The following is a 17,004-nucleotide window of genomic DNA, read 5'->3' as shown; positions in this document are numbered from 1 at the left end:
TTCAACATCCGGTGCTGGCCCGCAGTGTCCGGCACATTTGGTGAAGGCGTGCCGACGACAATCGGGTGATTTTGCGGCGGAACGCCGCCCGCGGCAACGTATGAATGTTGTCGAAGTTGACGACGCAATCGCTGGGCACGTTGTCCTGGGCCGCGGTCAGTTCCAGCTCCGACACCAGTCCCCGGCGGGTCCGGGTCAGCGCAGCGACCACGACCGCACCGATCCGGTCCGCGACCGGATCCCGGGTCAGGACGAGTACCGGCCGGTCACCACCAGGGGTGGCAGCGAACCACAGCTCACCGCGCTGCATCGGCCCAGTCAGCCCAGTCTTCCGCGGGGCCCCAGTCGGCGATCTCGGCGAGTGCCTGCTCCTCGTCCGTCACGGGCTGTTCGGCGTACCCGGCCACGTCCTGGTCAGCCGCGAGCTGAGCCAAGTGGCGTCGCAGCGCATCGCGAACAAGCTCAGATCGATCCATCTGCAGCCGCCGAGCCCACTGGTCGATTTCAGCCGCGTCCGCGTCGTCGACACGAAAGCTGATCATCGTCATACGACAATCATAATCTGTATGACACGCGAGCCGCCTCCAGCCGCGGCGCCGAACCATAGGACCATGGGCCTATGCGAGTCGACGGGCGCGACATCACCGTGTCCGGCAGCTTGCTGCAACCGCTGACCCGTCGCACCAACGACATCCTGCGACTGGTGCTGGCGGGGCTGTTCCTCGCGGTCGTGATCGCCAGCTCCTTGATCACCCGCCGGCAGTGGATGACCCTGGAGAAATCGGTCTCGCAGATCATCGGGTTGCTCTCCCCCACCCAGTCCAATCTGGTGTACCTGGCTTACGGCATCGCGATCCTGGCGTTGCCGTTCATGATCCTGATCGGGCTGATCGTCGCCCGGCAGTGGACGCTGCTCGGCGCGTACGCGGCCGCCGGGGTGCTGGCCATCCTGCCGCTGTCGATCAACAGCAAAGGCATCGCCGCACCCCGCTGGCACTTCGACCTGTCCGACCGGCTTTCCACCGTGCTGTCGCAGTTCCTCGACGACCCGCGCTGGATCGCGATGCTCGCCGCCATGCTCACCGTGTCCGGTCCCTGGCTGCCCGCCCGCTGGCGACGCTGGTGGTGGGCGCTGCTGCTGGCGTTCGTGCCGATCCATCTGGTGGTCAGCGCCATCGTGCCGGCCCGCTCGTTGCTGGGCCTGGCGGTGGGCTGGTGGGTCGGCGCGCTGGTGGTCCTGGTCTCGGGAACGCCGGCGCTCGAGGTGCCGCTCGACGGCGCGGTGCGCGCGCTGGCCGGCCGCGGGTTCTGGGTGTCCGGGCTCACCGTGCTGCAGCCGGCCGGGCGCGGGCCGCTAATCCTTTCCGCGGCTGCCGAGCATCCGGCGGTGATCGAGCTCTATGGCCCACATCAACGCAGCGGCGGTGCGCTGCGCCAACTTTGGCGCAAGTTCCGGCTGCGCCGCAGCGAGACCGCGCCCCTGCATGCCTCCCTGCAGCGTGCCGTCGAGCATCGCGCGCTGATGTCGATAGCCATCGGCGATGTGGGGCTTGCCAACACGTCGACGATTGCCGTCGGGGCACTCGACCGCGGCTGGACGTTGTACGCGCACAAGCCCGCTCGTGGCGTTTCGATCGACGAGTGCACGACGGCTCCGGTTGCGCGAGTGTGGACCGCGCTGCGCAGCCTGCACGATCACCAGATCGCACACGGCGATTTGCGTGGCAGTGAGATCACGGTCGACGAGGGCGCCGTGCTGTTCGGCGGGTACCGCCACGCCGAATACGGCGCCACCGACGTCCAATTGCAATCCGACATCGCCCAACTATTGGTGACCACCGCGGCGCTCTACGACGCGCAGTCGGCGGTGGGTGCCGCCATCGAGGTGTTCGGCAAGGACACCGTGCTTAGTGCGTCGCGCCGTCTCACCAAAGCCGCTGTGCCCGCGCGTATTCGAGATGCGGTGACCGACGCGGGCGCCGTCATCGCCGAGGCCCGCGCGGAAGTGATGCGCCAAACCGGTGCCGATCAGATCCAGGCCGAGACCATTACCCGGTTCACCCGCAGCCAGCTCATCCAACTGGTGCTGCTGGGTGCGCTGGTCTATGTGGCCTACCCGTTCATCAGCACGGTGCCGACGTTCTTTTCCGAACTGGGCCGGGCGAACTGGTGGTGGGCACTGCTGGGGCTGGCGGTGTCGGCGTTGACGTATGTCGGTGCGGCAGCCGCGTTGTGGGCCTGCGCGGACGGGTTGGTGAGCTTCAAGAATTTGTCGATCATGCAGGTGGCCAACACGTTTGCGGCCACCACCACGCCGGCCGGTGTCGGTGGGCTGGCGCTGAGCACCCGGTTTCTGCAGAAGGGCGGGCTGACCACGCTGCGCGCTACCGCGGCGGTGGCGCTGCAGCAGTCGGTGCAGGTGATCGTCCACGTCGCGTTGCTGATCCTGTTCAGCACCGCGGCGGGCGCCTCGACCGACCTGTCCCACTTCGTGCCGGGAACCACTGTGCTGTACCTGATCGCGGGCGTGGCGCTGGGCGCGGTCGGCGCATTCCTGTTCGTGCCCAGGTTGCGACGCTGGCTGGCCACGGATCTGCGGCCGCGGCTGGCCGAAGTGACCAGCGACCTCGTCGAGCTTTCCCGCGAGCCGAAGCGACTGGCGCTGATCGTATTGGGCGCTGCGGGAACAACTTTGGGTGCGGCACTGGCGCTGTGGGCCAGCGTCGAGGCCTTCGGTGGGAGCGCGACGTTCGTCACGGTCACGGTGGTGACGATGGTCGGCGGCACCCTGGCCTCGGCCGCGCCCACGCCCGGCGGCGTTGGCGCCGTCGAAGCAGCGTTGATCGGTGGACTGGCTGCGTTCGGTGTACCTGCCGCGGTCGGCGTGCCGTCGGTGCTGCTGTATCGCGTATTGACCTGCTGGCTACCGGTATTCGTCGGCTGGCCGGTGATGCGCTGGCTCACCCGCAACGAGATGATCTAAGAGCCTGCCATCCCGCCAGAGGACACGTAAACCGGGTCGACCGCGAGCCAAGGTGCGCTCGCACTGTCTCGACCATTACCACCCATTCAAAGTTGATATCGCATGCGACATCACATCCGAGAAGGACCGCATCCTCCAGCCGCGTTACCAACGTTGCGTTAGGTGCTGCAGTGGCAGAAGCGCATCGGTGAACTACATCCGCTGCGCCGAGACGAACACACTGCGCGGCGAGGAGTCCTCGACGTCGGCCGGCGGGCGGTTGTAGCCGGCCATCAACTTCTCGGCCGCCACCACATCTACCTCCCAACCGTGGCCACGCAGCCACTCGCCGACGTCGGTGCGATCCTCCAAGTACCACAGATCCTGGACGTCGGGAATCTCGCGCGACTCGTCCAGCTTGGCGATGATGTCGCGGATACGCTGCATCTGCGCCCGCTGCTTGGCGTGGGCGTCGGGATCGTTGAAACCCGGGCCCGGCGCCTCCACCGCAATCCGACTGCCGGGCGCACTCAGCTCCTGCACCCGTTCGAACAACAGATCCTGCGCGGCGGCCGGCAGAAACGGCAGCAGCCCCTCGGCCGACCACACACTCGGCGCGCCGGGATCAAACCCCGCCTGCTGCAGTGCTTTTGGCCAGTCCTGCCGCAGATCGACGTTGACGTTGACCAGTCCGGCAGCCGGCTTGGCGCCAGTCTGCCACAGTGTCGACGACTTGAACTCCAGCACCTTGGGCTGGTCGAGTTCGTAGACAATCATCCCGTCCGGCCACGGCAGCCGCCAGGACCGCGAATCGAGCCCGGCCGCCAAAATCACCGCCTGCCGCACCCCGGCGTTGGCCGCATCGATGAAGAACCGGTCGAAAAACGCTGTGCGGGAAGCCATGTAGTTTCGCATCGACTCCATCCGCGCGGGCAGTTCCGGTGCGGCCTCGATGACCTCAGCGGGCAGGTCCGGAGCCGCGAACCACGTCCACATGCCCTCGCCGGCGGCGTCAAGGAAGACCCGCGCGAACGGATCGTCGATCAGCGGGTTGTCGCTCTCGCTTTCCGCGGCGCGCGCCGCCGCCACCCCCAGCGCCGTCGCGCCCACGCTTTCGGTGATGTCCCATGTGTCGTTGTCGCTTCTCGGCACCGTCGCTCCTCCTCACCAGCACTACTCGTCGCCGACGGTACGTGAGCTTTCTGTGAGCCAGGGCCGTAGCCGATCCGCAGTGACCTCGATGCCGTCGGAGAGATCGCTGACCAGCGCATCGGCGAAACCCGTCAAGCCACCGACGTCGATGCCATAGCGGCCCTCGCTACGCGAAAGACGACCCGACGCGCTGCGCAGCAGGCTGATGGCACCCTTGGGGTTGCCGCGCTGGACGTGGGTGAGGCCCACCGCGAGCTGGGCCAGGCCTTGCCAGAGAGTTCGCTCGTCGTCGGGCCCGTTCTTCCACGCCGCCTCGAGCACCTCGTGGGCGTGGAACGCCATGCCCTGATCCAACAACTGCTGCGCATAGGTCAGGGTTTCCGCCGGGCTCAGCTCGAGGTCGTCGGGGATGCGGGGAACTCCGTCACTGCCGTACGGAAGCGGCCGGCCCAGCGCGTCGCGCGGGCGAGCACTGCGGGGGCGGCCCGCTTCGTCACGATCCCGCTCGGCCATGCATCCATCATGGCGTGCGCCGCCCCGAATGACGCAACTGTCCCAGGCGTCTCAAGATCTCGGGCATGTGCCGATGTGCCCGCCTCTGAGCGACTCGGCCTGCTGCACCGCATTAGTCGCTCCGAGGCGGGCAAGCATCCACATGCCTCCTGGCGGCGACTGGCGTGACAGATGTGACTACATAGCCGACCATTCCTCATGGTCTCCTGGCAACCAGGTCGGTAATCCCCGCGATGACGTCGAAGTCGGCGTCTCGGTGAACCATACAAGCGCCGTGGCGAATTGCGATCGCAGCGATCAAACAGTCGTTGAGGCTCCGAATCGTCTGACCCGCCCGCCGAGCAGCGCGGTATATACCCGCCGCCACCCGGAAATCGACGGCACCGTCGACAGTCAACGACGGCAAACCATTCACTAGCTGCTCGAGCTTTGCATGTCTGCCGTCATCGATCGCTCCGGCCAAGATCTCCATTGCGATGGGCTCACACATCGCGACCTGGTTTGCTTCATCGGAGAGCAGCCGGCGCACCTCGATCGCGGCGGCCGATCCCGTCGCGCGAAGGTATTCGATCCACGCGGAGGTGTCGACGAGGATCATGCAAATTCGTCTGGTCGCTCGCTTCGCAAACTCTCGAGATCGCCTTCCCAGCCAACGCCTTCGAGACTGAGCAGGAACTCACGGCTCAACGGAGCACCGACCAAGCGACGCAGCGCAAGGTCCACGGCCGCTTTCTTTGTCGTAAGGCCGAACCTGCGCATTACCTCAGCAGTGAGTTCGTCATCGAGGTCGATGTTGGTGCGCGACATACACCAACCATACACCTGAACTACACAGATGGCTCCAGGCCAGCACCGTGGGCAGCATGGGTCTCGGCGATCAGCGGTTGCTGATACCCGGCGCCGTCAACCGCCCGTCGTACCGCCTCGCTGACTGCCACCACTCGATCGACCGGCACCAACGCGATCACACACCCGCCGAAGCCACCGCCGGTCATCCGGGCACCCAAAGCGCCTGCGTGCACTGCGCTGTCGGCGATGAGATCGATGTGCGGCGTGGTGATGTCGAAGTCGTCACGCATGGAAGCGTGCGATGCGGTGAAGAGCCGGCCAGCTTCGGCAAAGTCGGAATCGCCCAGGGCGGCAACGCAATCAAGGACACGTTGATTCTCGGTCAACACATGGCGGGCGCGACGAGCGTCGGTAGTGTCGGCAACCGCGTCCAGCGCCGAAATGTCCCCGACGTCACGCAGCGACGCCACGTGCAGCTGGGCGGCAACGCGCTCGCAGGATGCGCGACGATCGGCATATTCCCCGCCCGCGTGCGTATGCCGGGCCCGGGAATCGATCAGCAACAGCGCCACCCCGCACGGGCCGGGATCAAACGCCACCGGCGCCACGGTGAGTTCACGAAAGTCGATCAGCAGCGCCGTCGACCGTGCACCGAACAGCGACGCCAACTGGTCCAGCAAACCCGTTGGGACACCGACATAGTCGTTTTCCGCGCGCTGCGCCAACCGGGCTTGCTCCATGCGGTCGATGTGGTGACCGGCGGCGGCCAGAATCGCGCCCAGCACAGCGCATTCCAGCGCCGCCGACGACGACAGGCCCGACCCGATCGGCACGTCGCTGGTGATCGACATCGCACCACCGGGCACCGGGTACCCGGCGCCCCCCAATGCCCACATCACCCCGGCCACATAACCAGCCCAACCGGTCACCTCGCCGGGCGCGGTGTCGAGCGGGATCCGCACCGAGCCGTCGATGCCGTTGCTGCACACGGTGATCGCGTCGGCGTCCTCGGGCACGAACGTCACCACGGTGCGCTGCGGCAACGCGATCGGCAACGCGAAGCCGAGGTTGTAGTCGGTGTGCTCGCCGATCAGGTTGATGCGCCCCGGTGCGGAATACCGGACTGTCACGCGAGTTCTCGCAGCCGTTGGGCCACACTTTCCGGTGTCACGTCGCTGATGAACGCATCCATCGCCGACTCGGAGGCCGCCAGGTATTTGAGCGCGGTGGCGCTGCGCCGAATCGACATCAGCTCGACGTGAAAGTAGCCCTCCCGCTGGGCATCGGTGTACTGGTGCAGCGCCGACATGTACGGCAGCGGAGCGGAATACATCCGATCAAACCGCCGAAGCAGGTCGAGGTAGATCTGCGCGAACCCGTCGAGCTCCGCCGCATCGAGCTCGACGAGGTTGTGCACGAACCTGTTCGGGTAGATGTGCACCTCCACCGGCCATCGTGCGGCAAACGGCACGAAGGCCGTGAACAGCTCGGTGCGCGCGACAATGCGACTGCCATCGGCCACCTCGCTAGCCAGCAGATCCGCAAAAAGATTGCCGCCGTGCCGCTTTCGATGTTCGTCAGCCTGGTGCAGCATGGCGGCGGTGCGCGGGGTCAGATAGGGATAGCCGTAGATCTGGCCGTGCGGATGAGTCAGCGTCACGCCGATCTCCTCACCGCGGTTCTCGAAGCAGAACACCTGCTCGACCCCGGGTAGCGCCATCAGATCGGCGGTGCGGTGTCGCCACGCCTCCACAACCAGGCGGGCATGCGGCGGTTCCAGGTCTGCGAACGAACCGGTGTGGTTGCTGGAATAGCAGATCACCTCGCAGCGGCCCTGCCCCGGCACCGGCACGAATCCCTCCGGCGCCGCCAAGGACTCCCCGGCGCCGGACAGGCTCGGGAACCGGTTTTCGAAGACGACGACGTCGTAATCCGGTGCGGGCAACTCACTGGTGAGCCCCGTCGGCCCCGGACACAGCGGGCATTGATCGGGCGGCGGTTTGTAGGTGCGGTCTTGGCGCAGCGCCGCGACGATCACCCACTGTCCGGTCGTGCGGTCGAATCGCAACTGCGAGTGCAGTCCGTCACGCTTCGGCAATGGCCGCCGATCGGCAACCGGTGCCGGAACATGGCCGGGCAACGCGAAGAACAGCAGGTCACGGCCATCGGCCAGCTTCGCCCGCGTCGGCGCCGTCACGAAGTCGAACACTAACCCACCTGCGGGCCGACCAGCGGTTGCGCCACCATGGACACGAAGGAGGGCAGTCCAATCCAGCCGATAACGGCGCGCTATGAGCGCGCGCAGAACTGGGTGATCGGCGCAGATCCCGGCCTGCTGCGGCTGCGGATGGCCGCCCGCACCACCGCCGCGCTGGCCTGCGCGCTGGCCATCCTCTACCTGCTGACCAGGTTGACCGGCCAGCCCGTCACCGTGGCGCTGCTGGGTGTGCTGATCACCATGATTTCCGCGCGATCGGTCAACGAGCCCGACCCGCGCCGGCAAAAGATCACCATGCTGCTGCTGCCGCTGCCCGCGGCGGTGGCCGTCTCGGCCGGCACACTGCTCGCGCCGTACAAAGTGGTCAGCGACGTCGTGTTCGTGCTGGTCGTGTTCGCGGCGGTCTACGTCCGCCGGTTCGGTCCGCGAGGCCGGGCACTGGGCATGGTCGCGTTCATGTCCTACTTCTTCACGTTGTTCCTGCACGCCCGCACCACCGAGTTGCCGTGGCTGATCGGCGCCATCGTGGTGGGCACCCTGTGCAGTTTGGTGCTCGGCGTGTACGTGTTGCCCGACCGACCCGAACACGTACTGCGGGCCAGCATGCGCTCACTGCGGGCGCGGATGGCGATCGTCGTCGACACCACCGCCGAGGCGCTGCAAGCCGGCCGGTTCGACGAGCGACGCCGCCGCCGGCTGCGGATCCGCACGGCGCGGCTCAACGAGACCGCATTGATGGTGCAGGGGCAGATCGAAGACAAGGTCAACCCGGCCGCAGTGTGGGCCGGGGTCACCGGCGAGCAACTGGCGTTGTGGCTCTTCGACGCCGAACTCACCGTCGAACGAGTCGCGACAGCCGGCGGGCGAGCCGCCGCCGCCGACATCCCCACCGACGCTCGCGCCGCGCTGGCTTTAGCTCTCGCCCAGCTGGCCCGGGCCATCCGCGTGCCCCAGCCCGGCGAGTTGCAGCGGGTCGCGAAGCTGGCTCAGCAGCTGCTCGATCAGTACGGTGACGATGCCGCGGTGCGCCGGCTGGCCCTGGCGATCACCGCCACCACCACCGCGGCCGCCGAGGTGCGCGCGCTGGTCGACCAAGCGGTCACCGAAAACGCATTTGAGCGGCCGCCTGCTCCCGCCGTCGCCGAGGAGCAGCCCGTCACCGGTCTGCGGCCCACGACCCGGCAAGCCGTCCAGGCGGTCGTCGCCGCGTCGTTGGCGATCATCGCCGGCGAGTTGGTTTCGCCGGACCGCTGGTACTGGGCGGTGATCGCCGCGTTCGTGGTGTTCGCCGGCACCAACTCCTGGGGCGAAACCCTGACCAAGGGTTGGCAGCGGCTGCTGGGCACCGCGCTCGGCGTGCCCAGCGGTGTGCTGGTGGCCACCCTGGTCTCCGGCAACGGTGTGGCGTCGCTGGTCTTGATCTTCGTATGCCTGTTCTGCTCCTTCTATTTCATGAAGGTCGCCTACAGCCTGATGACGTTCTGGATCACCACGATGCTGGCGTTGCTGTATGGCCTGTTGGGGCAGTTCACTTTTCACCTGCTGGTGCTGCGGATCGAAGAGACCGCAATCGGCGCCGTCATCGGCGTCGCGGTCGCGATCCTGGTGCTGCCGACCCATACCCGCGCGGCAGTGCGCGACGACGCCCACGCGTTTTTGACGACGCTGAGCGAATTGATCGACACCTCGGTTGCGACGCTGCTCGGCGACCGCGCGGTCGCGAGCCCGACCGACAAGGCCCGTCAACTCGACCGCGACCTGCAGCAGTTCCGGGTGACCGCTAAACCCCTGTTGGCCGGCGTCGCCGGGCTCAACGGACGGCGCAGCATCCGCCGCGGTCTGCGAGTGCTCAACGCGTGCGACCACTACGGACGAAGCCTGGCCCGCAGCAGCGACCGCTACGAGGCCGGCGGTGAGCTGGCCGAGGCGATCACCTCGGCCGCCGGGCAGGTTCGCCGCAACATCGCCGTGCTGGACACCCGCGACTTTGAGACGCCCGTCGTGCCTGCCACCGACTTCGTCGACGCCGCAGAGACTCTCGCCTGTCAGGTGAACGGTGAAGCACCGGCCCAGCGACTGCTCACCGCCTTGCATGCCCTGCGCCAGATCGACCGGGCCGTCGTCACCGCCGCGATCGATCTCGGCGCCGACGACGGCGTGCGCTAGCCCCTACCAGACCCGCACCCAGTCGATGAGCATCTCCGCCGGGTAGCTACCGGGGCCGGGGTCGCCGCCGCCTGAACCGGCGACGGCAAGGTTGAGCACTGGAAAGACTTGGTAGCCAGGGTCATTGAACGGCCAGTCGGCAATCGAATTGGCGGGCACCGTGAAATAGGGTTGGGCACCGTCGACGTAATCCTGGTAGAACCGCATCCCGGCGTCGTCCCACTGGCATCGCCAGTTGTGCCAGCCGCTGTCCAGCGCGATGTTGTGCGTGGCCCATTCGGCGCCGTTGGCTTTGGTGTGAACGGTGGTGGCCGACGGCCAGCTGCCGTTGCCGTACCACTCCATGATGTCGATTTCGCCGTTGTTGTCGTTGCCCAGCCAGAAGGCCGGCCAGCATCCGGCGGTCAGGCAGTTGAGTTTGATCCGGGCTTCCCAGGTGTGGCCGATGCCGCCGCGCCACGGGCTTTGCACTTTGCCGCTGTAGTAGGTGTTGCCGTCTTTGGCGGCGCGCAGCACGAGATTGGATTTGCCGTCGAGGAAAACGTTCTTACGGTCGTCGCGGTACTGGCCGACGTTTTCCGGCCGTTCCCAATACGTCGGGTCTTTCATCGACTCGCGGGCTTTGGCCACCGTCCACTTCGACGTGTCGGGCGCCGAGCCGGCCGGGCCGTCGAACTCGTCGTGGAAAATGTAGTTCGTTTGGCGGTCGGCGCGGGCCTCTGGCAGCGGGATCGCGGCCGCCAACGCGCCGAAGCCCATCGTCAGCATCATGTCGCGACGATTCATCTCAGATTCCGCCCATCCCCGGTTGCCTAGCCAACTCCCCTAATCGGTGCCATGAAACCACGCGACCGCGGGTCCACGCACCCGCGGATCACAGCAGTCACGCCTGCACCAGCGCCCGCCCATGACGTCTGGTTCAAACTCGATATCGCATGCGATATCAAGTTGGAGAAGGTGGTCATCCTCCGCCGCAGGGACTACTGAGGCTAGTGAGCATCCTGGGACTCATGCCCAGGTGCTCAGCCCACCGAGAAAATGGTGGCAGGTCCAGGATTCGAACCTGGGTAGGCTTACGCCGACGGATTTACAGTCCGCTCCCATTGGCCGCTCGGGCAACCTGCCGTATGTATTACGGGTAGCAGAGTACAACGAGGATGTACCCGGAGTACAAACGGCTAATACCGATGGAAGGGGAACGGATCCCATGGCGGATTCATCGTTCGATGTCGTCAGCAAGATCGACCACCAAGAGGTCGACAACGCCCTCAACCAGGCGGCCAAGGAACTGGCCACCCGGTTCGACTTCCGCGGCACCGACACCAAGATCGCGTGGAAGGGCGACGAGGCGATCGAGCTGACGTCGTCCACCGAGGAGCGCGTCAAGGCCGCCGTCGACGTGTTCAAAGAAAAGCTGATCCGCCGCGACATCAGCCTGAAAGCCTTCGATGCCGGCGAGCCGCAGGCCTCCGGTAAGACCTACAAGATCACCGGCACCCTCAAGCAGGGCATTTCCAGCGAGAACGCCAAGAAGATCACCAAGCTGATCCGCGACGAGGGACCCAAGAACGTCAAGTCTCAGATCCAGGGCGACGAGGTCCGGGTGTCCAGCAAGAAACGCGACGACCTGCAGGCCGTCATCGCGATGCTGAAAGAGGCCGACCTCGACGTAGCGTTGCAGTTCGTCAACTACCGCTAGGCGGCTCTGGCCCAATCAACCGGTGGGTGCCTACCCTGGTCACCAAGACCACACCGTCGCCAGAAGCGAGGTTCGCGATGACCGCAACGCCAGAGGACACCGGATACTTCGACGTCGTCATCATCGGCGCCGGCATTTCCGGGCTGGGCGCGGCCTACCGGCTCACCGAACGCAACCCGGGTCTGAGCTACGTCATCCTGGAGCGCCGCGAGCAGATCGGCGGCACCTGGGATCTGTTCCGCTACCCGGGTGTGCGCTCGGACAGCAGCATCTTCACGCTGTGCTTCCCCTACGAGCCGTGGACCCGCAAAGAAGGCGTGGCCGACGGCGACGACATCCGTGACTACCTGAAAGCGACCGCGCACAAGTACGGCATCGATCGCCACATCCGGTTCAACAGCTATGTGCGTTCGGCCGACTGGGACTCCTCGACCGACACTTGGACCGTCACCGCCGAGCAGGACGGCGTGCCGACGACCTACCGCGGCCGGTTCGTGTTCTTCGGCTCCGGCTACTACAACTACGACGAGGGCTACACCCCGGAGTTCCCCGGGCTCGACCAGTTCGGCGGCACCGTCGTACATCCGCAGCACTGGCCGGAGGACCTCGACTACACCGGCAAGAAGATGGTGGTGATCGGCAGTGGTGCGACGGCGATCTCGCTGATTCCGTCGCTGACCGAGAAGGCGTCGAAAGTCACGATGCTGCAGCGCTCGCCGACGTACATGTTCTCCGCGTCGAAGTACAGCTGGTTCGCCGACGGTCTGCGGAAGCTGTTGCCGCGCCGGGTGGCTCATGTGATCATCCGGTTGCGCAACGCGCTGTTCGAAGGCGCGATCTGGTTCCTGGCCCGCAAGACGCCGGGCTTCATGAAGTGGTGGATCCGCCGCATCGCGATCAGCAACCTGCCCAAGGGCTACGACGTCGACACCCACTTCAAGCCGCGCTACAACCCGTGGGACCAGCGGCTGTGCCTGATTCCCGACGCCGACCTCTACGTGGCGATCAGCGAAGGACGCGCCGAGGTGGTCACCGACCACATCGACCACTTCGATTCCACCGGAATCGTTTTGAAGTCCGGCGGCCACTTGGACGCCGACGTCATCGTCACCGCCACCGGTCTGCAGTTGCAGGCGCTCGGCGGTGTCACGGTGTCCATCGACGGCGCTGAAATCAAGCCCCAGGACCGCTTCGTCTACAAGGCGCACATGCTCGAAGACGTCCCCAACCTGTTCTGGTGTGTGGGCTACACCAACGCCTCGTGGACGCTGCGCGCTGACATCACCGCCCGCTCGACGGCAAAGCTGTTGGCGCACATGAAGGCTCACGGCTACACCCATGCGTATCCCCATCTGGGCGGGGAGCCGATGCCGGAAAAGCCGTCGTGGGACATTCAAGCCGGCTATGTGCTGCGCTCGCTGCATGCGCTGCCGAAGTCGGGCACCAAGCGGCCGTGGAATGTTCGCCAGAACTACTTCGCCGACGCGCTCGACTACCAGTTCGACCGGGTCGAGGAAGCGATGGTGTTCGGCCGCGCCGAGGAAACCGCAGCGCTGGCCGGATAGACGCCATACGCTGATCGCCATGGCACCTGCTCTGCGCGAACCGAACGTCGTCGTCTTGGGTGGCGGCTCCTGGGGCACCACCGTCGCATCCATCTGCGCGCGCCGCGCACCGACGCTGCAATGGGTGCGCTCGGAGGACACCGCCAAGGACATCAACGACAACCACCGCAATACCCGTTATCTCGGCGACAGCGTCGAGCTCAGCGAGAACCTGCGCGCCACCACCGACTTCTCCGAGGCCGCCAACAGCGCCGACGTCGTCGTCATGGGTGTGCCGTCGCACGGGTTCCGCGGGGTGCTCACCGAACTGGCCGCCGAGCTGCGGCCGTGGGTGCCGGTGGTGTCACTGGTCAAGGGCCTGGAGCAGGGCACGAATATGCGGATGTCGCAGATCGTCGACGAGGTGCTGCCCGGCCACCCGGCCGGCATCCTGGCCGGCCCCAACATCGCCCGCGAGGTGGCCGAGGGCTATGCGGCCGCCGCCGTACTGGCGATGCCCGACCAGCACCTGGCCGCCCGCCTGGCACAACTGTTCCGCACCAAGCGTTTTCGCGTGTACACCACCGACGACGTGGTCGGCGTCGAGATGGCCGGCGCGTTGAAGAACGTCTACGCGATCGCGGTGGGGATGGGTTACTCGCTGGGTATCGGGGAGAACACCCGCGCGATGGTGATGGCCCGCTCGGTGCGCGAGATGTCCAAGCTCGGCGAGGCGATCGGCGGCCAACGGGATACCTTCGCCGGGCTGGCCGGCATGGGCGATCTGATCGTCACGTGTACCAGCCAGCGCAGCCGCAACCGTCACGTCGGCGAGCAACTCGGCGCCGGCAAGCCGATTGACGAGATCATCGCGTCGATGAATCAAGTCGCCGAGGGTGTCAAAGCCGCAAGCGTGATCATGGAGTTTTCCGACAAGTACGGGTTGAACATGCCGATCGCCCGCGAGGTCGACGGCGTGATCAATCACGGCTCCAGCGTCGAGCAGGCCTACCGCGGCTTGATCGCCGAGGTGCCCGGCCACGAGGTGCACGGCGCCGGGTTCTAGGCCCTGGTGTCAGTCGACGTCGATGCTGATGTGCAGGCGCTTGCCGCACGCCCGGGCCACCCGTTCCAGCGCCTCGACCGTCGGCGCGCGGCTCCCGTTCTCCCACGCGGCGACGGCTGACTGGCTGGTTTCCAGTGCCGCAGCCAACTGGGCCTGCGTCATCCCGGCACCCGCTCGGGTCTCGTAGACGAGTCCGGCCAGGGTCATCGGCCATCCGGCCTCACGGATATCCGCTGTTTGGATTTCTGACATCGGGATCACCACTCTCACGGTTCGCCATTGACCGTCGTATCCCACTATACCGAATTCGATATAGATGAATCCATTTTTGCGGTCGTACGTCTCAGCGGCTTGAGGCGGCCCAAATTTGTGTTCTCTATGTATCTTGCGACCGAGTTTGACCGCCCGTTCGCCCGATAAATAGTCTCGGACTGAGCAATTGGACGTCGAAGGGTCGGCAGAGTATCGGTAAAGGCGATGTGCGGCAAGAGTTTACGTCGCCGCAACCTCAGATATTCAAGTGTTAACCGGCAGGTCGTTACGCTCCACATCCATGGACCGCGATCCGACAAAGGAGCGACCCCTGCGATCGAATCTGCGGTATGACGTGCCGGCATCACTGGTGGTGTTTCTGGTCGCCCTGCCACTCTCGCTGGGCATTGCGATCGCCTCCGACGCGCCGGTGCTCGCCGGGCTGATCGCCGCAATCGTCGGCGGCATCGTCGTCGGCATCATGGGCGGCTCACCGCTGCAGGTCAGCGGTCCGGCGGCGGGTCTGACGGTCGTCGTCGCCGACCTTGTCGCCCAATTCGGTTGGGCGGTAACGTGTTTGATCACTGTGGGCGCCGGTGTGCTGCAGGTACTGCTCGGGCTGAGCCGGGTTGCCCGAGCGGCGCTGGCGATCTCGCCCGTCGTCGTGCACGCGATGCTGGCCGGCATCGGCATCACGATTGCGTTGCAGCAAGCCCACGTGCTTCTGGGTGGAGAATCCAAAAGCACCTCGTGGCACAACCTCGTCGGGCTGCCCGCACAACTACTCGGCGCGCATGGTCGCGGCCTGATCCTGGGCGTGCTGGTGATCGTCACGTTGGTGGTGTGGCGCTGGGTGCCCAAACCGCTCTCGCATGTGCCGGGTCCGCTGGCCGCCATCGTCGGCGTGACGGCCATCTCGCTGATGTTGCCGTTCAACGTCCGACGGATCACATTGGACGGGTCGCTGCTGGATGCGCTGACGTTGCCGGGTATTCCCAAGGGCAACTGGGGCGCCTTCGCCACGGCGGTGCTCACCGTCGCTTTGATCGCCAGCGTGCAAAGCCTGCTGACAGCCGTGGCGGTCGACCGGTTGCACGACGGGCCGCGCAGCGACCTCAACCGCGAGTTGATCGGACAGGGCACCGCCAACATCGCGTCCGGCGCGATGGGCGGGCTGCCGATTGCCGGTGTGATTGTGCGCAGCACGGCCAACATCAATGCCGGCGCGAAATCCAGCGCCTCTGCGGTTTTGCACAGCTTCTGGATTCTGCTGTTCGCCTTGCCGTTCGCGGCGCTGGTCCAAAAGATTCCCAGCGCGGCGTTGGCCGGCTTGCTCATTGTCATTGGGATCCGGCTGCTGCAGCCGGCTCAGATCCAAATCGCGCGCCGCAACGGCGATTTCGTCATCTACCTGGTGACCACGCTTGCGGTGGTCTTCCTCAATGTGCTGCACGGCGTGGCGATCGGTCTGCTGTTGGCGGTCGCGTTCACGGGCTGGCGGGTGATCCGCGCCAAAATCGCTACCGAGAATGACGGCGAGAACTGGCGGGTGGTCGTCGAGGGTATCTGCACCTTCATGTCGCTGCCCCGGCTGACTGCCGCGCTGGCGTCGATCCCGCAGGGCACGGTGGTCACCGTCGAGATGCTCGCCCACTATCTCGACCATGCCGCGCATCAGGCGATCGACGATTGGCGGCGGCAGCACCACGCCACTGGCGGGACGGTGCGCCTCGTCGGGATGCTGTAACCACGTCGGCCACACTGGTCACAGCAGCACCTGCGCCGGACCATGACCCGTTGCTGGAAAGCGATGTCGTATGCGATATCACCAGTCCAGCAGGCCGCGTTGCTGGCGGTCGGCGAGCTTCTGTACGACCCACTGATTCATCGACACGTTTTGCTCAGCGGCTTCGACGGCGAGTCGGGCATGCAGTGCCGGCGACGTCCTGACCACGAACTTGCCACTGTATTGGCGTTCGGTGAGGGGGCTCGGGAAGCTGGTCCCTTCCTCGGTCCGCTCGGCGATGTATTCGTCGACGGCGTTCTCGACGGCGGCGATCGCGTCCCGCATCGTCGGCGCGCGCTCCCATAGCCAGGGCAGCTCGATGCAGCGCCCGAAGTATTCGGACTGCTCCGGTGACCATTCGGCGCGATAGGTGTAGCGGTTCATATCCCGGTGATATCACATGCGATGTCAACTTGGAGAAGGTGCTAATCCTTGGGGCCAGGGGCTGGTTTCGTTCCTGGGGCCGATCGCGGCGACGGTGGTGCGGCTGGCCGTATCCCGTTCGCGGGAATACCAGGCCGACGAATCGGGCGCGGTGTTGACCGGTGACCCATTGGCGTTGGCCTCGGCGTTGCGCAAGATTTCCGGCGGCGTGCAGGCCGCCCCGCTGCCACCGGAGCCGCAGCTGGCCGCGCTGGCCACCTGATGATCCCAGCCGGTTGGGCCGCCGACCGATTCGGGTCGTTGTTCTCCACGCACCCGCCGATCGCCGACCGGATCCGCCGGCTGGAGTCGATGGCCCGCGGTTAGATCCCGCCAGCCCCAGCAGCCCCACAAGCACCAGCAGGCCGCGTTGCTGGCGGTCGGCGAGCTTCTGTACGACCCACTGATTCATCGACACGTTTTGCTCAGCGGCT

The 17,004-nt window shown here is 66.0% G+C and carries 17 protein-coding genes, 1 tRNA gene and 1 pseudogene; 7 read left to right on the top strand and 12 right to left on the bottom strand.

Features of this window, described 5'->3' with window-relative positions:
- Window position 1 precedes the first annotated feature (1 nt).
- Together A5707_RS13285 and A5707_RS13280 are read right to left on the bottom strand one after the other, a co-directional pair.
- Complete coding sequence (locus tag A5707_RS13285; RefSeq protein ID WP_065014933.1) at window positions 2–310, bottom strand: type II toxin-antitoxin system PemK/MazF family toxin; 309 nt, start codon at window positions 308–310, stop codon at window positions 2–4.
- Window positions 297–542, bottom strand: a complete 246-nt coding sequence (locus A5707_RS13280; protein WP_156657890.1) for a ribbon-helix-helix domain-containing protein — start codon at window positions 540–542, stop codon at window positions 297–299. Before A5707_RS13280 ends, A5707_RS13285 begins: the two co-directional genes overlap by 14 nt.
- Window positions 543–619: 77 nt before the next feature.
- Here A5707_RS13280 and A5707_RS13275 point away from each other — a divergent pair, with 77 nt between their 5' ends.
- Window positions 620–2,983 (top strand): lysylphosphatidylglycerol synthase transmembrane domain-containing protein, encoded by a 2,364-nt coding sequence (locus A5707_RS13275; protein WP_065014931.1) that lies wholly within the window; start codon window positions 620–622, stop codon window positions 2,981–2,983.
- A 192-nt stretch (window positions 2,984–3,175) separates the two neighbouring features.
- On the opposite strand, the gene A5707_RS13270 is transcribed toward A5707_RS13275, so the two are convergent.
- The 6 genes from A5707_RS13270 to galT all read right to left on the bottom strand — a co-directional run bounded on the left by A5707_RS13270 (window position 3,176) and on the right by galT (window position 7,613).
- Window positions 3,176–4,114: a class I SAM-dependent methyltransferase gene (locus tag A5707_RS13270; RefSeq protein WP_065014930.1), complete on the bottom strand. Its 939-nt coding sequence runs from the start codon at window positions 4,112–4,114 to the stop codon at window positions 3,176–3,178.
- A 21-nt stretch (window positions 4,115–4,135) separates the two neighbouring features.
- Window positions 4,136–4,627, bottom strand: a complete 492-nt coding sequence (locus A5707_RS13265) for a DUF309 domain-containing protein (protein WP_065014929.1) — start codon at window positions 4,625–4,627, stop codon at window positions 4,136–4,138.
- A gap of 196 nt (window positions 4,628–4,823) precedes the next feature.
- Window positions 4,824–5,225 (bottom strand): PIN domain nuclease, encoded by a 402-nt coding sequence (locus tag A5707_RS13260; RefSeq protein WP_065014928.1) that lies wholly within the window; start codon window positions 5,223–5,225, stop codon window positions 4,824–4,826.
- Window positions 5,222–5,434, bottom strand: a complete 213-nt coding sequence (locus tag A5707_RS13255; RefSeq protein WP_197495326.1) for a type II toxin-antitoxin system VapB family antitoxin — start codon at window positions 5,432–5,434, stop codon at window positions 5,222–5,224. Before A5707_RS13255 ends, A5707_RS13260 begins: the two co-directional genes overlap by 4 nt.
- A 20-nt stretch (window positions 5,435–5,454) precedes the next feature.
- A complete protein-coding gene (locus tag A5707_RS13250; protein ID WP_065014926.1) occupies window positions 5,455–6,546 on the bottom strand; it encodes a galactokinase in 1,092 nt (363 codons plus the stop codon).
- On the bottom strand, window positions 6,543–7,613 hold the full coding sequence (gene galT, locus A5707_RS13245) for a galactose-1-phosphate uridylyltransferase (RefSeq protein ID WP_419866424.1): 1,071 nt from the start codon (window positions 7,611–7,613) through the stop codon (window positions 6,543–6,545). The genes A5707_RS13250 and galT overlap by 4 nt, the downstream gene beginning before the upstream one ends.
- Window positions 7,614–7,727: 114 nt before the next feature.
- Between galT and A5707_RS13240 the strand changes: the two genes are divergently transcribed.
- Window positions 7,728–9,800 carry an FUSC family protein gene (locus tag A5707_RS13240; RefSeq protein ID WP_065014948.1) on the top strand — a complete coding sequence of 691 codons (2,073 nt, stop codon included), beginning with the start codon at window positions 7,728–7,730 and terminating at the stop codon, window positions 9,798–9,800.
- A 3-nt stretch (window positions 9,801–9,803) separates the two neighbouring features.
- Here A5707_RS13240 and A5707_RS13235 read toward each other — a convergent pair whose 3' ends face one another.
- On the bottom strand, window positions 9,804–10,586 hold the full coding sequence (locus tag A5707_RS13235; RefSeq protein ID WP_197495325.1) for a glycoside hydrolase family 16 protein: 783 nt from the start codon (window positions 10,584–10,586) through the stop codon (window positions 9,804–9,806).
- A gap of 253 nt (window positions 10,587–10,839) precedes the next feature.
- Window positions 10,840–10,925 (bottom strand) — tRNA-Tyr (locus tag A5707_RS13230).
- Window positions 10,926–11,007: 82 nt separating this feature from the next.
- Here A5707_RS13230 and A5707_RS13225 point away from each other — a divergent pair.
- From A5707_RS13225 to A5707_RS13215, 3 genes are all read left to right on the top strand, one after another.
- Entirely contained in the window at window positions 11,008–11,499 is a 492-nt protein-coding gene (locus tag A5707_RS13225; RefSeq protein WP_065014923.1) for a YajQ family cyclic di-GMP-binding protein, read from the top strand.
- 77 nt (window positions 11,500–11,576) lie between these two features.
- On the top strand, window positions 11,577–13,064 hold the full coding sequence (locus A5707_RS13220) for a flavin-containing monooxygenase (protein ID WP_065014922.1): 1,488 nt from the start codon (window positions 11,577–11,579) through the stop codon (window positions 13,062–13,064).
- 19 nt (window positions 13,065–13,083) lie between these two features.
- Window positions 13,084–14,109, top strand: coding sequence for an NAD(P)H-dependent glycerol-3-phosphate dehydrogenase (locus A5707_RS13215; protein WP_065014921.1), 1,026 nt, complete (start codon window positions 13,084–13,086; stop codon window positions 14,107–14,109).
- A 9-nt stretch (window positions 14,110–14,118) separates the two neighbouring features.
- Here the strand turns inward: A5707_RS13215 and A5707_RS13210 are convergent, their stop codons facing one another.
- Entirely contained in the window at window positions 14,119–14,361 is a 243-nt protein-coding gene (locus A5707_RS13210) for a helix-turn-helix transcriptional regulator (protein WP_065014947.1), read from the bottom strand.
- 301 nt (window positions 14,362–14,662) lie between these two features.
- Between A5707_RS13210 and A5707_RS13205 the strand changes: the two genes are divergently transcribed.
- Window positions 14,663–16,108, top strand: a complete 1,446-nt coding sequence (locus tag A5707_RS13205) for a SulP family inorganic anion transporter (protein WP_065014920.1) — start codon at window positions 14,663–14,665, stop codon at window positions 16,106–16,108.
- Between the two features lie 78 nt (window positions 16,109–16,186).
- Here the strand turns inward: A5707_RS13205 and A5707_RS13200 are convergent, their stop codons facing one another.
- Window positions 16,187–16,531 (bottom strand): type II toxin-antitoxin system HicB family antitoxin, encoded by a 345-nt coding sequence (locus tag A5707_RS13200; RefSeq protein WP_065014919.1) that lies wholly within the window; start codon window positions 16,529–16,531, stop codon window positions 16,187–16,189.
- A 34-nt stretch (window positions 16,532–16,565) separates the two neighbouring features.
- On the opposite strand from A5707_RS13200, the pseudogene A5707_RS13195 reads away from it, so the two are divergent.
- Window positions 16,566–16,897: pseudogene (locus A5707_RS13195) on the top strand (M48 family metalloprotease); the annotation flags it as partial.
- Between the last annotated feature and the right edge of the window lie 107 nt (window positions 16,898–17,004).

The sequence above is a fragment of the Mycobacterium kyorinense genome, from assembly GCF_001672775.1.
GTDB classification, from domain to species: domain Bacteria; phylum Actinomycetota; class Actinomycetes; order Mycobacteriales; family Mycobacteriaceae; genus Mycobacterium; species Mycobacterium kyorinense_A.
This window is presented reverse-complemented; position numbering and strand designations above follow the sequence as displayed.